The sequence below is a fragment of the Pedobacter nanyangensis genome (genome assembly GCF_003313505.1).
GTDB classification, from domain to species: Bacteria; Bacteroidota; Bacteroidia; order Sphingobacteriales; family Sphingobacteriaceae; genus Pedobacter; species Pedobacter nanyangensis.
The window spans coordinates 632,396-647,538 of the sequence record NZ_QMHO01000002.1 but is presented as its reverse complement, the minus strand read 5'-3'; the positions used below and the strand labels follow the sequence as shown (position 1 = coordinate 647,538).

Annotated in this window: 12 protein-coding genes; 6 read left to right on the top strand and 6 right to left on the bottom strand. The window is 40.7% G+C overall.

Annotation, left to right across the window (positions count from 1 at the left end):
• Positions 1-19: 19 nt before the first annotated feature.
• From DUT71_RS05860 to DUT71_RS05850, 3 genes are all read right to left on the bottom strand, one after another.
• The gene (locus tag DUT71_RS05860; protein WP_113661571.1) at positions 20-433 is read right to left on the bottom strand and encodes a type II toxin-antitoxin system VapC family toxin; all 414 of its coding nucleotides are present in this window, start codon (positions 431-433) and stop codon (positions 20-22) included.
• Complete coding sequence (locus DUT71_RS05855) at positions 433-675, bottom strand: DUF6364 family protein (RefSeq protein WP_113661570.1); 243 nt, start codon at positions 673-675, stop codon at positions 433-435. Before DUT71_RS05855 ends, DUT71_RS05860 begins: the two co-directional genes overlap by 1 nt.
• 298 nt (positions 676-973) lie before the next feature.
• Positions 974-2,170, bottom strand: coding sequence for a pyridoxal phosphate-dependent aminotransferase (locus DUT71_RS05850; RefSeq protein ID WP_205313853.1), 1,197 nt, complete (start codon positions 2,168-2,170; stop codon positions 974-976).
• Between the two features lie 252 nt (positions 2,171-2,422).
• On the opposite strand from DUT71_RS05850, the gene DUT71_RS05845 reads away from it, so the two are divergent.
• The 4 genes from DUT71_RS05845 to DUT71_RS05830 all read left to right on the top strand — a co-directional run bounded on the left by DUT71_RS05845 (position 2,423) and on the right by DUT71_RS05830 (position 6,602).
• Positions 2,423-3,397 (top strand): cation diffusion facilitator family transporter, encoded by a 975-nt coding sequence (locus DUT71_RS05845; protein ID WP_113661569.1) that lies wholly within the window; start codon positions 2,423-2,425, stop codon positions 3,395-3,397.
• Positions 3,398-3,835, top strand: coding sequence for an NUDIX domain-containing protein (locus tag DUT71_RS05840; RefSeq protein WP_113661568.1), 438 nt, complete (start codon positions 3,398-3,400; stop codon positions 3,833-3,835).
• The gene (locus tag DUT71_RS05835) at positions 3,832-4,710 is read left to right on the top strand and encodes a CPBP family intramembrane glutamic endopeptidase (RefSeq protein WP_113661567.1); all 879 of its coding nucleotides are present in this window, start codon (positions 3,832-3,834) and stop codon (positions 4,708-4,710) included. Before DUT71_RS05840 ends, DUT71_RS05835 begins: the two co-directional genes overlap by 4 nt.
• 107 nt (positions 4,711-4,817) lie before the next feature.
• Positions 4,818-6,602 carry a response regulator gene (locus tag DUT71_RS05830; protein WP_113661566.1) on the top strand — a complete coding sequence of 595 codons (1,785 nt, stop codon included), beginning with the start codon at positions 4,818-4,820 and terminating at the stop codon, positions 6,600-6,602.
• On the opposite strand, the gene DUT71_RS05825 is transcribed toward DUT71_RS05830, so the two are convergent.
• The 3 genes from DUT71_RS05825 to DUT71_RS05815 all read right to left on the bottom strand — a co-directional run bounded on the left by DUT71_RS05825 (position 6,595) and on the right by DUT71_RS05815 (position 10,516).
• Positions 6,595-7,329: an MIP/aquaporin family protein gene (locus tag DUT71_RS05825; protein ID WP_113661565.1), complete on the bottom strand. Its 735-nt coding sequence runs from the start codon at positions 7,327-7,329 to the stop codon at positions 6,595-6,597. The genes DUT71_RS05830 and DUT71_RS05825 overlap by 8 nt on opposite strands.
• An 82-nt stretch (positions 7,330-7,411) precedes the next feature.
• The gene (gene glpK, locus DUT71_RS05820; RefSeq protein WP_113661564.1) at positions 7,412-8,899 is read right to left on the bottom strand and encodes a glycerol kinase GlpK; all 1,488 of its coding nucleotides are present in this window, start codon (positions 8,897-8,899) and stop codon (positions 7,412-7,414) included.
• A gap of 24 nt (positions 8,900-8,923) precedes the next feature.
• Positions 8,924-10,516, bottom strand: coding sequence for a glycerol-3-phosphate dehydrogenase/oxidase (locus DUT71_RS05815; protein WP_113661563.1), 1,593 nt, complete (start codon positions 10,514-10,516; stop codon positions 8,924-8,926).
• A gap of 152 nt (positions 10,517-10,668) precedes the next feature.
• On the opposite strand from DUT71_RS05815, the gene DUT71_RS05810 reads away from it, so the two are divergent.
• On the top strand, positions 10,669-11,430 hold the full coding sequence (locus tag DUT71_RS05810) for a DeoR/GlpR family DNA-binding transcription regulator (protein WP_113661646.1): 762 nt from the start codon (positions 10,669-10,671) through the stop codon (positions 11,428-11,430).
• A 385-nt stretch (positions 11,431-11,815) separates the two neighbouring features.
• On the top strand, positions 11,816-15,133 hold the full coding sequence (locus tag DUT71_RS05805; protein WP_240186867.1) for a SusC/RagA family TonB-linked outer membrane protein: 3,318 nt from the start codon (positions 11,816-11,818) through the stop codon (positions 15,131-15,133).
• The last annotated feature ends 10 nt before the right edge of the window (positions 15,134-15,143 follow it).

Genomic DNA, 15,143 nt, shown 5'->3' with positions numbered 1-15,143 from the left:
GTTTTTTTAAAGATGAATATTAATTGTTAAGTTCTAAATACTCTTTTGCCGTTAAGATTGGAAGAACGGCGTTTTTAAAATCTTTTTTATTACGCGTTAGAATGATATCTATGTTGTTTTCCAATGCAGTATGATATTGTACTGCATCTTCAAAGTCTTTGAAATCAGATGCCAAAGCTAATTCTAATATTTTATCATCAATAGGTAAGACCTTTACAAGTAACTTGAATTTGATAAGGATTTTTCTGACATCATCTGCTTTGTACGTGTTTGCTAATAGATAATGCGTGTTGGCTATAGTTAGTGCTGAAATGTACAATTCGATTTCTTTGCTATCTGATTTTGAGAATAGCTCTTGGGCCGCTTCGTAAAATTTTTCACGCTTGGCAAGTAAATCAATAACAATATTGGTGTCGACAAATATTCTATCCATTATTTGTACTTATCTTTTAGATAATTAGAATACGCTGCTTTATGATCTTTGTCGTTTAGTTTGATAACGCCCGTTAAACTTTCAACCAGAGGAGTGGTTTTAGATTTTCCTTTATTTTTTTTTGTTAGGGAGTGAAGATAGTTTTCGATAAGCTTTGAAAGACTAACATGGTTTTCTTTAGCGTAAGTCTTGGCTTCTTCAACTACATGCTGGTTAATGTTTAATGTTAGCTTCGTGTTCATGTTTTTATTGATATTACGTACAAATATAATAAATAGTTACGTGATTTTGCTGTTGGCTATTTTGAGGGTTTTATGATGCTGGTTGTTTTTTTGCAGAGATAACGTTTGGGCTTTTGAAATAGGAACAGTTGTTTATTAAACGGGATAGCAGTGGAAAGCCCGCAATGAAGCGCAGCGCAATGAGGACTTGAAACGAATAGCCCGACTTTCGGGAGATAAGGGCGATGCAATTGCTTTTCAAACAAAAAAGAGCCTCGGCATTGACCGAGACTCTCCTGTTATTTTATGAGAAATGCTGCTAGCTCAGTTTTCCTAGCGCTTCTTTAATTCTTCTTAAGGCTTCTACCAAACTCTCGTCTGAAGCTGCGTAAGACAAGCGGATATAATTGTCGTTTCCGAAACTATCACCGCCCACGGTAGCCACGTGGCCTACGTTTAACAGGTAAAGCGCTAAGTCGGCAGAGTTTTTAATCACGTTGCCATCTGCATCTTTTTTACCAAAGAACGAACTGATTTCTGGGAAGAAATAAAAAGCGCCCTCGGGCAGGTTGGTTTTAACACCTGGGATATCCTTCAACAAATCATACACCAGCTGACGACGACGAGCGAAAGCTTTTTTCATTTCATTTACGGTGTCTAATCCTTGCTCGTAAGCTACTATGCCAGCACGTTGTGCAATGGAGCAGGTTCCGGAGGTGGTTTGGCCCTGAAGCTTGTCGTTTGCAGCGGCAATTTCCTTGTTGGCTGCAATGTAGCCCAAACGCCATCCGGTCATGGCAAAAGCTTTTGAAAAACCGTTTACGATAATTACACGGTCCTTAATACTTGGGAACTGAGCAATTGATTCGTGTTTGTCAACAAAGTTGATGTGCTCGTAAATCTCATCAGAAAGGATGTAGATGTTAGGGTGTTTTTCAAATACCTTTGCCAAAGCAGCCAATTCATCTTTGCTGTAAACGGTGCCCGTTGGGTTATTTGGCGACGAGAACATGAACAACTTGCTTTTTGGGGTAATGGCAGCTTCCAGTTGCGCTGGTGTGATTTTGAAATCGCTTTCGATAGAAGTATTGATGAAAACAGATTTCCCCTCGGCAAGGGTTACCATTTCAGAATAAGAAACCCAATATGGCGTGGGGATAATCACCTCGTCGCCAGGGTTGATTAAGGTTAAAATAACGTTCGATAGAGACTGCTTAGCGCCAGTAGAAACTACAATTTGAGAAATGTCATAATCCAAATTGTTCTCGGTTTTTAGCTTGTTTACAATGGCCTGGCGTAAATCTGGATAGCCCGGTACCGGAGAGTAACGGGTATAGTTTTCGTCCAATGCTTTTTTTGCGGCTTCTTTAACGTGTTCTGGCGTGTTAAAATCTGGTTCGCCTACACTTAAACTAATTACATTTACGTCTTTTGCAGCCAATTCGCGACCAAGTTTGGTCATTTTTAGCGTAGCGGATTCTGAAAGGTTATTTATTCTGTCTGATAAAATACTCATGATGTTTTTGTGAGATAACAAATATAGAAACCTTATTTATAACACCCTAATAAAAGATGTATTTTAATGGCATTTGTTTAATGTTTGTGTGATTTTGTTGATAAATTGACAATATGCTTTTTTTCAAGGAAAGGTACCAGCTGTTTGCTTGGTCGCAAAAAATCTTTTTCTTTCGCTTGGGCAAAACAAACCATGTTTTTTGTGGGAATTAATACATTTAAGCGTAATTTTGGAGCGTAAAACGAGCTAGCTTTGACAACTAATAAAAGAGCCATATTAATATCGCTGTGTACAAGCATTTTATTGATGCTGGCTAAGTTTACCGCATTTTTCATCACAAACTCCAATGCTATTTTAACCGATGCCGCGGAAAGCATCGTAAATGTACTGGCCAGCGGTTTTGCTTTTTATAGCATTTACTTAACCACTTTGCCAAAAGATGAAAATCACCCTTATGGACATGGAAAGGTTGAGTTTTTTTCGGTTTTTGTAGAAGGAATACTCATTTGCGTTGCAGGCGTGGTTATCCTGGGCAAATCAGTGTACAGCTTGTTTTATGGGAACGAGGTAAGTGATTTGTACAACGGTGCGCTTATTATTGCTGCTACCGGGCTGATTAACCTTGTGGTGGGGCTTTTTCTGATCAGAACGGGGAAAGCTAACAAGTCGTTAACCTTGGAAGCTGATGGCAAACATTTACTGACCGATGCTTTGAGCAGTGCAGGTTTGGTGGTGGGCATCATTATTATTCAGTTAACCCAAATTTTATGGTTGGATAGCGTTATTTCCGTTCTCCTGGGAATTTACATTGTGTTTAATGGCTATAAACTCACCCGTAAATCGGTAGGTGGTTTGATGGATGAAAGTAACCTAGAGCTGGTTGAGGAGGTGGTAGAAATTTTGCAGCAAAATAGGCAGCCCAGTTGGATTGACGTGCACAACTTAAGGGCGCAGCAATACGGTGCCGACCTCCATATTGATTGCCATGTAACCTTGCCATACTATTTTGATTTGAATACCGTTCATCAGGAAATATCGGCTATAGATAAGCTCATTAATCAGTCTGTTGATCATCAAACAGAGCTGTTTATTCATGCCGATCCATGTTTGCCCGCCTGTTGCCATTACTGCAAAATGCAGGATTGCCCGGTTAGGGCAGAGGCTTTTAGGGCCGAAATAAAGTGGAATATGGAAAACGTTACCAAAAACCAAAAGCATTTTCAATAAATGAGCTATTTTAATATTAGGGTTTACGGATTGCTGATTAACCAAGATCAAGAGGTTTTATTAAGTGATGAATTTGAGGTGGGCATGTACTTTACCAAATTTCCTGGAGGCGGCCTTGAATTGGGCGAGGGGCTAATTGAAGGCCTAAAACGTGAATTTATGGAGGAGTGTAATGCCGAAATAGCGGTTGACCGCCATTTTTATACCACAGATTTTTACGAAAAATCTTCATTTAACGAAAGCCAGGTGATCAGTATTTATTATCTGGTTAAGCCAGTTGGTACATTGCAGCTCAATTTTAAAGCTGAAGCGTTTGATTTTGATGAGGGATTGGCCCAGTCTTTTAGGTGGAAGAAAATTAATGAGCTTACCGAAGATGATGTTACTTTTAGAACAGATAAAACTGTAGTGAAGTTGTTAAAAAGCACTTGCGCATGAGAAATAATATTTTCTACTACCTGGCGCCCGTATTTAGGATTACGCTGTTTATTTTTCTGTGTTTTGTTTGTGTCCTTCCTTTTGGGCTAGTGGCACAATTGGGCTTTTTGCCTATGGCTCCAAACCAACTTATGGCCGATATTTCGGCACAGTTAAGCTTGGTCATCGTAGTGATAAGCGCTTCCTTAATGATTTTTAGGATTTTGTCCTATCTGGATTTTTACGTGGTATTTGTGAGAAGGGAAGGAGCACTTGGTGCTTTCATTAAAGGTACTGCCCTTGGGTTAATATTTATGTTGCTTTGTGCCGCAGTACTTTATTTTAATGGGAATGTTAGTTTTAGTTTCAAAAACATGGCGGTTTTGGCCATATTGCTGTACTTTGTTTATTTTCTGTTGATAGCTGTTTTTGAGGAATTACTTTTCAGGGCATATCCCTTATTCGCCTGCGCTGAGCGGTATCCTTTGTGGTTCGCTATCTTTTTTAACGGAGTACTATTTGCACTGGCACATTTTGGAAACCCAAATACCACTGCTATAGGCCTGCTTAATATTGCATTGGCAGGAACATTATTCTGCATTTACACCTTGCAAAAGAAAAACATCTTCTGGGCAATCGGCATTCATTTTGGATGGAATTTTACTCAGGGAATACTTCTTGGTTATCGTGTAAGTGGCAATGAAATGCCTGGAGTGGTAAAAGCCACCCCCGTGGGTTCAGCTTATCTTTCTGGCGGCGATTTTGGTATCGAAGGCTCCATTTTTTGTACGGTTCTTTTAATTATTTGGATCGCTTGGCTTGTTTATCGCAAAGGTTTAGGAGAGATAGAAATATATGATCCGCAGGTGAAATATCATCTCCATGAGGCCGAATAATTGGCCTAAATTTAGTTGATTATTTATTTTTTGTCAATTAAGTGTGCAATATGATGGATTTTACCTCAAAGCTTCGTATTATTGATTGACACACTAAATTTACCTCCATGCCTCTTGTAAAAGATTTTATTGAGAGAATAACCGCCCGCGAAAGCGACCCAATCAATCAAGCTCGTGCTCAGATGTTATTTTATCTGGTGATGGCCTATTTCTTTTTCGGTTTATCACTAACCGTTGCTTATGCTTACACGGGACAGATTCCCCAACTGATTAGGGCAATTGTCATTTCCATTTTAGCTGTTGTAACCCTATATGTGCATTACACTTTTAATGTGTGGCGAATATTGTCGCACATTGTGCTGATTTTGATTACGGTGATAGGGGTGTGGGCAAATATTTTGATTTATGTACAGGGGATTAACGCGGCCACTTTACAATATATCTGGTTAGCTTGTGCCTTTGGTTTTTACATGCATGGTTCGAAGGTAGGCTGGGTTTATGCAGTGATTAATATTGCCCCGGTACTGATTGATGCTGCATTTTTCAGTAAAGATTATTTCTTTTTAGGCGCTGGTCCACAGGTGGTTGCCAGGCCTATTTATATCTATGTTCTAATCTATGATTTTTTTGCGATTGCATTTTTGCATTACTTCTTTTTCAAGGTGTTTAATAAAAATATCGCCACTTTAACAGAAACAAAAAACCAGCTTAATAGTACTAATGCGAAGTTGAACAAGACCATTGAAGAAATCAAGGAACTTTCTAATGTGCGGATGAGGTTTTTGTCGACCATGTCGCACGAGCTTAGGACCCCATTAAATGGAGTGATAGGGCTAACCAATGTGTTGTTGCACCAAGAACCCCGTAAAGATCAAGAAGAAACGCTTTCGGTACTTAAATTTTCAGCAGAGAATTTACTGGCTTTGGTGAATGACATTTTAGATTTTAACAAGCTTGATTCGGATGTGGTAGAGTTGGAAAGTACACCTTTTAACCTTTATGATTTAATAGAGAACATTTATGCTGCAACAAAGCTAAAAGCTTCTGAAAAACAGCTTGATTTTACTTTTGAAGTATCAGAGCCATTGCGTTCGCTCATATTAATAGGTGATCCCACTCGTATTACGCAGGTATTGTTAAACCTATTGAATAATGCGGTTAAATTTACCGAAAAGGGTAGTGTGAAATTAAGTTGCAGCGAACTGGCAATCAGGAATGAGCGTGTTGAGATAAGGTTTTTGGTGGAGGATACGGGGATTGGGATAGAGGAAAGCAGGCAAAGAGGTATTTTTGATGAATTTGTACAGGCTTCTGTAAGTACCACGAGAAATTATGGTGGTACTGGGTTGGGGCTTCCTATTGTGAAAAGAGTGTTGGAGCTATACCAATCAACAGTACAAATCGAAAGTAGTATTGGAAATGGCTCAAGGTTTAGTTTTGATATTGTTTTTCCTTACCGAAAGGATGCTGCCGACGACGTGAAAAGTAGTGCCGTTAAGGAGGGCAAGTCTGCTAATTTGTCGAAATTGAAGGTTTTGGTAGTAGAAGATAATGCGGTGAACATCCTGGTGATTTGTAAAACACTCAATAGGATGGAGATCAGTCCGGATGTGGCCGAAAATGGGAAAATGGCCCTGGAAATGATTGCCGTTGATGATTACGATCTCATTTTGATGGATTTGTACATGCCCGAGCTTGACGGCTACGAAACCACTAAATTAATTAGGGGCTTGGCTGATCCGCAAAAAGCCCGTACACCTATTATTGCACTTACGGCCACCGTAAATAGCCAAGTGGTAGATGAGGTACTCGAAGTTGGAATGAACGGCTACCTATCCAAGCCTTTCCATCCAGATGATCTTTTTGAAGAAATACGCAAGCACGTTAATTGATTTTTAGAAACAGATAGAGCAATGCGGCCAAGCTGGAGCCTATTATTGGACCAATAACGGGTACCCAAGCGTAGCTCCAATTGCTGTGGCCCTTTCCTTTCATAGGGATGATGCTGTGTACAATTCGAGGGCCCAGGTCTCTCGCAGGATTTATCGCATAACCGGTAGTTCCACCTAAGCTCAAACCAATTACCCAAACTAAAAAAGCTACAGGAAGTGCCCCAACAGAGCCTAAACCTATGGGGGTTTTATCACTGCCCAACTCACCTCCGGTAATGTAAAAAATCGCAAAAATCAGTACAAAGGTGCCTACAATTTCAGAAAACAAATTTGAAACTTTATTGGCAATGGCTGGTCCAGTGGCAAAAGGGGCTGCTTTGAGCCCTTTGTCTTCCGTTACATCAAAATGATCTTTGTAAAAAAGCCACACCAATAAAGAGCCCGTCATGGCGCCGCCTAGTTGTGCAAGTACATAATAAGGTACTTTGGCCCATTCAAAAGTATTTGTAATGGCCAAGGCTAACGTTACAGCAGGGTTTAAATGGGCTCCGCTGTGCGGGCCGGCAATTACCACTGCTACAAATACGGCCAATGCCCAGGCAGTTGTAATTACTATCCAACCGCTGTTGTTACCTTTGGTTTCTTTTAGTACCACATTAGCCACTACACCATTTCCTAATAAAATCATGATGGCTGTACCTATAAATTCTGAAGCGTAAATGTTCATAAGAATTGGTTAGTTGTATGAACTGGTTATTTGGTTGATTGTTAAAATGTGCCAGCTAAAACATTCAGTTGTGAACTGGCTATTACTCCGTATTTGCAATGGCAGCCCTAACGGCTTTTTTCCAACCGCTGATGCGCTTGCTGTTGTCGAGGTTTGCATTAGCGGTAAAGGCTTTGTTCACTTGCCACTGAGATCTGATTTCATCAATGTTTTTCCAAAAACCTGTGGCTAGCCCCGCTAAGTAGGCAGCACCTATGGCCGTTACTTCGGTTACTGCTGGACGTACCACTTTACAGTTCAATAAATCAGCCTGAAACTGCATCAATAGGTTGTTGGCTGTTGCGCCGCCATCTACCCTTAGTTCCGAGATAGGAGTGCCAGCATCAGCCTGCATGGCGTTTAAAACATCCATGGTTTGGTAGGCAATGCTTTCTAAAGCAGCCCTAGCCATGTGTGATTTGTTAGTGCCACGGGTAATTCCGGTAATGGTGCCTCGGGCTTCTTGGTTCCAATAGGGTGCTCCCAATCCGGCAAAGGCCGGAACAATGTAAACGCCTTGGGTATCGTTAACCTGTTGCGCAAGCAACTCCACATCTGCTGATTTTTCAATCAAGCCCAGTTCGTCCCTTAGCCATTGTACAATTGCGCCAGCGATAAAAATACTGCCTTCTAGGGCATAGTTAACTTCGCCATTAATTTGCCATGCGATGGTGGTAAGCAGGTTGTTGGTGGAAGTTTTGGGTGTTTTGCCAATATTCATGAGCATAAAGCAGCCCGTTCCGTAGGTGTTTTTAACCATTCCGGTTTGTGTGCACATTTGCCCAAACAAGGCCGACTGTTGGTCGCCGGCAATGCCAGCAATGGGAAGTTGTGCAGCCAGGATGTTCCCTGCCGTAGTACCGTAAACTTCACTCGATGATTTCACTTCGGGCAGCATAGATTTAGGGATACCGAACCATGTTAGTAAATCATCGTCCCATGATAGCGAATGGATGTTGTAAAGCATCGTACGTGAAGCGTTGCTTACATCAGTAACGTGAACTTTGCCCGCAGTTAAATTCCAGATTAGCCAACTGTCTATGGTGCCAAAGGCCAATTCTCCTTTTTCTGCTTTTTCTCTGGCACCTTCCACATTTTCTAAAATCCATCTAACCTTGGTGGCTGAGAAATATGAATCGATGATTAGACCAGTTTTCCCTTGTATTGTTTGAGATAAGCCTTGTTGTTTGACTGAATTGCAGTATTCAGAAGTTCTCCTATCTTGCCAAACAATAGCATTGTAAACGGGCTTTCCGGTACGTTTATCCCAAACAACGGTTGTTTCCCGCTGGTTGGTAATGCCAATGGCCTTAATATCGGTGGCGGTTAAATTAGCTTTGGCAATAGCTTCGGTGGCAACGGCTAACTGTGTTGACCAAATCTCGTTCGGGTCATGTTCAACCCATCCAGCCTCAGGATATATCTGCGTAAATTCCTTTTGGGCTATGGCAATTATTTCGCCACTGTGATTAAAGATAATGGCACGTGAACTTGTGGTCCCTTGGTCAAGAGATAAGATATAATTGCTCATAGTTTATATATTGGTTTGGAAAGCTTATTCCGTTAAAACCGGATTTTCTTTCTTATTTTTTGCTTTGTAGGTATATCCTTCTGCTAATTTAATAAAAGATTCTACTTGTTCATCTTCCCATTGCTTGCTGGCACCTGTTTCATTGGCCATAATAGCGGCTACAGTTGTGCTCATTTCTATGGCCGCCTTTGCATCTATGATCAGCACCCTTAGTCGTCTGCTCAAAATGTCCTCTACCGTTTCTGCCATTTCGTTTTTAACGCTCCAAACTACCTCGGCAAAAGTGTAAGGGAAATCGGCATGTAGCTTTTGGGCCAGTTCCGGCCTTTGTTTCGTCAGCGCTTCAATGTTTGCCCGGTCCGTTCCGTAAATGTTCAGGTAGTTATGGTCGGTGCTTTCATTACAGCCGTGAATGGGCAAATCAACTGTTTTGCAGGCGGTTGTTGGTAGTTTTGCTTCCTTAATGGCCAGGTTAACCGTTTCTTCAGCCATGCGGCGATAAGTGGTCCACTTGCCTCCGGTAATGGTGATAAGGCCTTTTGCCGAAACCATTAATTTATGGTCCCTGCTAATTTCTTTTGTGCTGTTCGCATTGCCGTCGGTAGGGGCGGCCAGTGGGCGCAACCCAGAAAAAACACTTAAGATATCGCTTTCCGTAGGCTTTGTTTTGAAATAGCTTGCCGCCGTATTTAAAATAAAATCTGTCTCTTCTTTCAGTGCCCTGGGTTCCAGGCTATGTTCATCTAAAGGGGTGTCGGTGGTGCCTACCAATAAATGGTTATGCCACTGTACCGCAAAAAGAACCCTTCCATCGGATGTTTTTGGAATCATCAGCGCAGAATCGCTATTCAAAAATTCCTTTTTTAAAACAATATGTACACCTTGGCTTGGTCTAACAGTCTTTTTGGCCTCGGCATTGCTCATCTGTAGGATCTCATCCACAAATACACCTGTGGCATTGATCACTACTTTGCCGTATAGGTTAAAGGTTTCGTTGTTGATGGTGTCGATGGTGGTGATACCGATGATTTGATCATTGTTCTTAATCAAATTGGTCACTTTCATATAATTGATCAAGGTAGCACCCTGTTCTTTGGCTGTTTGCGCTAAGTTGATGGCCAGTCTTGCATCATCAAAACGTCCGTCGAAATATCGGATAGCACCTTTAAGGCCATGTTCCTTAACTCCTGGCATAATTCGCAAAGTTTCGTTTTTAGAGAAAAACTTCGAAGTTCCGAAACTGAAGCGGCCCGCAAGCCAATCGTATAGTTTCAGTCCGATAAGGTATTTGGCAACAGAAAACCAATCATAACAAGGGATGAGAAACTCCTCTTTATGTACCAGGTGGGCAGCGTTTTTTTGCATTAAGCCTCTTTCCTTCAGTGCATGTTTTACCAATGCGATGTCGCCCTGCGCTAGATATCTAACCCCGCCGTGAACCAATTTGGTGCTTCTGCTTGACGTTCCTTTTGCAAAGTCTGCCTGTTCAACCAACAAGGTTTTTAATCCTCTGCTGGCAGCATCTAATGCGGTTCCAAGACCTGTTGCGCCTCCGCCTATAATAATGATGTCCCACTCGGATTTGTCAACTAGGTTATGTTTGTGTATTCTTTGCATAGTTAAATTGTAATAAAACGAAACAATAAGCAATTATAAGTAATCAAAATCGAAATAATAAATACTTTGCTAAAAATATTTTTTCTGCAATAAATATGATGAGGGTATTTGTATTAATTATTAACTTGCGATTAAATGTAAACGCTATGAGCATGACGCTTGCCGAAAGGCATCAATTTATACTTAATCGTATCCATCAAGATCAATATATTAATGTTGTGGAGCTTTGTAAGGAGCTGAAAGTGTCTTCGGTGACTATTCGAAAGGATTTAAAGTTGCTGGAAGATAAAAACTTGCTTTTCAGGACTCATGGTGGCGCTACCTTGAACAATCCATATGCGGTTGATCGTCCGGTAAACGAAAAGGAGAAGATGCAGTCGAACGAAAAGAACAAGATAGGGATTGCGGCAACCAAGTTGCTGAAAGAGAACGATTCCATAGTGGTTGCCTCGGGTACTACCTTGTTGTATTTCGCCAAAAACATTCCAACTGGCCTTAATCTAACGGTGGTAACTTCTTCCTTAAATATATCTATAGAATTTTTGCGCAATCCGGAGGTTGAGGTAATCCAGTTGGGTGGTTTGCTAAGGAAAAGTTCATCTTCGGTGATGGGCGCTTATGCGGAGCAGGTATTGCAGGATTTTTATTTTAGCACCCTGTTTTTAGGGGTAGATGGCATTGACCTTGAGCACGGTTTTACCACTACCAACGCCATGGAAGCACATTTAAATAGGCAAATGATCAAGGTTTCCCAAAAAGTGGTGGTGCTGGCCGATTCTACAAAGTTTGGCAAAAGGGGCTTTGGTAAAATATGTGGTTTTGAGGATGTTGACCATATCATCACGGATAAAGGCATCTCTCAGCAAATGATTAACCATTTAGAAGGTTTGGGTATTACGGTTACGATGGTCTAGCCATTTAAACCGATATCCTATCAAAGTGCAATATACCATTGCGCTTTTTTTTGTTTTGTTTGTTTTCGAGTTGTTGCTCGTGTCTCTATATTTCTATACTTTTTATTTTAAATGAACATCCATAGCAGGCCTTTATTGCGCTAACTGCTTAATTTAGGCCTTTTTTATATTTTTTTTGGATATTTATAAATTATCTTTAGTTTCAATTTGTTTTTATTTATTGTTTATTATTCTATATTTGAATAAAATAATACAAATTGTAATTGCGAATTGTTTCAAATAGGTTAACCTCTAGTTAATATATAGTTAACAAAGGTGACCTAGTTTTGCGGCAATCGGGATAAATTATAATTGAAACTAGTAAATAACCCGATATAAATTAATTATGAACAAAACAGTTACTCACAAAGCTTGCATGTGCCCACATGCCGCGGAAAGCGAAAGCAAACCGCAGTCACAGCTTTCTGTAATCGGTACCTTAAAAAAGCGTTCGTATGGAAATGTAAGTGGATTGACATTTCTATTTGTTTTGCTTTTTCAAGTTTTAACGATGCTTGAAGCCGTGGCACAAACTACTTCACAAAATATTACGGTAAAAGGTACTGTGGTTGACAATGGTGACCGTACAGGTATACCAGGTGTTAGTATTACCGATAATACCAGGAAAGTACTTGGGCTAACGGATGATAAAGGTAATTTTAGCATTAATATCTCAAAAGGTGCAACAATTAGTTTCACAATGATAGGTTATGCAACGGTTAGCAGAACTTTTGATAATGCGCAAACCGGTGTTGCGATCAGCATGAAGTCATCTACCAACGAATTAAATACAGTGGTAGTTACGGCTTTAGGCATAAAAAGGGAGGCTAGGGCCTTAGGTTATGCGGTTACTACGGTTGATAGCAACCAGGTTACCAATGCCATTGCAAGTAACTGGACCGATGCTCTGTCGGGAAAAGTTGCTGGTTTGAACCTGGTGCGTAATAGCGGGCCAGCTGCTTCTAATAAAATTATCTTGCGTGGTGAAAACAATTTAACCGGCGATAATGAGGCGTTAATTGTGATAGATGGTGTGGTGGCATCGAGTAGCTCAAAAAGAACTGCTGCTACCGGTGGAGGGGTTTATGGCACTTCTGGAGATATCATGCCTGTGGATTATGGTAGTGGTTTGAACGATTTAAACCCTGATGATATCGAGTCGGTAACAGTGTTAAAAGGGCCTGGAGCTTCAGCACTTTATGGTCAAAGAGGCGCTAACGGTGCTATTTTGATCACTACTAAGTCTGCTCAAAAAAACAGAAAAACACTGGGCATATCTTTTACCTCCAATAGCTCTTGGGAAGATGTCAATCGTGGTCCAGAAAGACAAAACGAATATGGAGCCGGAACTTATGGTTCTACTTCTTATCAATTTGGTGTGGCAAACACAAGTTCTACTTACGGTCCCGCTTTCGCGGATGGCTATCAGTTCTATCAGTATGATCCTGCAACCAAAACACGCGGTACATCGCTTACGCCTTGGGTAGCTTACAAAGATCCGGTTGACGCGTTTTTTATCACAGGATTCGAATCGATGAACTCGGTAAGTTTGGACGGTACCTATAAAAAAGTTGGTTTACGTTTAACTGCCAGCCATGGTAGCAATGAATGGATCGTGCCAAACACTGGACTGGAACGAACAAATGTTTCCTTGAATGCAAATACAAACATCACCAAAAAATTAAGCCTAAACTTTAAAGCCCAATATAGCAACAGAAATAGTGATAACCTGCCTGCAACTGGTTATGGAAACCAGTCGTTGATGTATTGGTTCATTTTTGCACAGCCTAATATCAATACAGATTGGTATAGAGATTATTGGGTTACGGGAAAAGAGCAACAGCAATTTGTAAATTTAACCACGTCTTTTCCGGAAGGTCCGTATGCGATATCAGAACAGTATCTAAATACGCAAAGACGTAACGGTTGGTTGGGTAATATTCAGGCCAATTATAAGTTCACCAACGAACTTAGCTTGATGGTTAGGGCTTCGGCAGATTACAACAAGGATACACGCGGAACGTTGCGCCCTTGGGATACTTCTTCGGGTGGTATCTTTGCACAAGGATCGTATCGGGAATCAAATATCCGTTCTTATGAAATCAATGCAGATTTTATGTTGAAATATGACAAGAAATTCAATAAAGATTTTCATATGACAGCTAGTTTTGGAGGTAGTCAAATGCGTAACGAATATAACCGGTTAGAAGTACGCGCAGATGGACTTAAAGTTCCCGGGGTTTTCAGACTGGACAATAATATTAATTCTCTGGTATATGTACCTGATACGGCCCGCTTTAGAATCAACAGCTTTTATGCGGCGGCTTCATTTTCTTACAAAAACTATTTATTTTTGGATTTAACGGGTCGTCAGGACTGGAATAGTACATTAGCTACTTTAACCCGTACTGATAATGTGGGTTTCTTTTATCCATCCGCAAGTTTCTCTTTTATAGCATCTGATTTTTGGAAGCTGCCTAAAGCCATAAGCTTTGCGAAATTTAGAGCGTCCCTGGCACAGGTTGGTAGTGGAAGCACCGTGCCTTATCGTACGGAGTATAATTATCTGATTGCAGCTAATAATGTGTATCCTGGTAATGTAATGACCAACCCAACCATTTTACCAAACCCTAACTTAAAACCATTAATTACAACCACCATAGAATTGGGGCTGGACTTGAAATTATTTAACAATCGTTTAAATTTTGATATAGCGGCCTATACTGGTAATACTAAAAATCAAATCCTTAACAGGATTATTGATAGATCTACCGGTTATAGCGTAGGGGTTTTTAACGTAGGGCGTGTAGATAATAAAGGCCTTGAGGTTGCGGTAAATGCTACGGCTATCAAAACAAAGAATTTTAGCTGGACCTTAAATGGAACTTTCACAGCCAATAGAAATAAGATCAAGGAATTGGCGGATAGTTCTGTAGTGCTTCGTACCGGAGGTTTTGGAAATGCAGGCCAGGTGGTGGCCAAGGTAGGGGGAAGCATGGGCGACCTTTATGGAACTGGGTTTTTACGTTCGCCTGATGGCCAAATCGTTTTTAACGACACTACTGGCTTTGCAAGACCTACAGCAGACGTGATGTACTTGGGAAATACGATCCCTAAATTTAGGTTTAGTTTTGGAACGGGCTTTACCTACAAACAATTAACCTTAAATGTGTTGTTTGATGCGCAGCTTGGAGCTGTTGGACACTCATTCACGTTTGCGCGTATGGCGTCTTTGGGCAAATCAACCATTACCCTACCGGGCAGGTATAATGGTGTTGTTGGAACCGGAGTTGTTCAGTTAAAGGATGTTAATGGTAATTATATAGATGCTTATAGGCCAAATGATGTGGTAGCAACCAACATAGAACAGTATTATAACTCACTTTACTATAACCAGGCAGAAGGTGGTATTTTTAGTACCGATTATCTTAAATTTAGAGAAGCCAACATCACTTATTCATTTAACAAGAGCTTTTTGAAAAAACTAGGGTTTACCAGAATGACTTTAGGCGTTTACGGACGGAACTTGTTTATATGGTCGCCATGGCCTGCCTTTGACCCAGAATTTGGTACTTTAGCAGGCTCTGATATTCAGCAAGGTTTTGAGACTGGCCAGTTGCCATCTACTAGAACTTATGGCGTACGTTTAGTGGTAGGTATTTAATTTAATAGTT

Coding starts and splice junctions, on each gene's coding strand:
- DUT71_RS05860 (WP_113661571.1), bottom strand. CDS start 433: ATGGATAGAATATTTGTCGACACCAATATTGTTATTGATTTACTTGCC.
- DUT71_RS05855 (WP_113661570.1), bottom strand. CDS start 675: ATGAACACGAAGCTAACATTAAACATTAACCAGCATGTAGTTGAAGAA.
- DUT71_RS05850 (WP_205313853.1), bottom strand. CDS start 2,170: ATGAGTATTTTATCAGACAGAATAAATAACCTTTCAGAATCCGCTACG.
- DUT71_RS05840 (WP_113661568.1), top strand. CDS start 3,398: ATGAGCTATTTTAATATTAGGGTTTACGGATTGCTGATTAACCAAGAT.
- DUT71_RS05835 (WP_113661567.1), top strand. CDS start 3,832: ATGAGAAATAATATTTTCTACTACCTGGCGCCCGTATTTAGGATTACG.
- DUT71_RS05830 (WP_113661566.1), top strand. CDS start 4,818: ATGCCTCTTGTAAAAGATTTTATTGAGAGAATAACCGCCCGCGAAAGC.
- DUT71_RS05825 (WP_113661565.1), bottom strand. CDS start 7,329: ATGAACATTTACGCTTCAGAATTTATAGGTACAGCCATCATGATTTTA.
- glpK (WP_113661564.1), bottom strand. CDS start 8,899: ATGAGCAATTATATCTTATCTCTTGACCAAGGGACCACAAGTTCACGT.
- DUT71_RS05815 (WP_113661563.1), bottom strand. CDS start 10,516: ATGCAAAGAATACACAAACATAACCTAGTTGACAAATCCGAGTGGGAC.
- DUT71_RS05810 (WP_113661646.1), top strand. CDS start 10,669: ATGACGCTTGCCGAAAGGCATCAATTTATACTTAATCGTATCCATCAA.
- DUT71_RS05805 (WP_240186867.1), top strand. CDS start 11,816: ATGAACAAAACAGTTACTCACAAAGCTTGCATGTGCCCACATGCCGCG.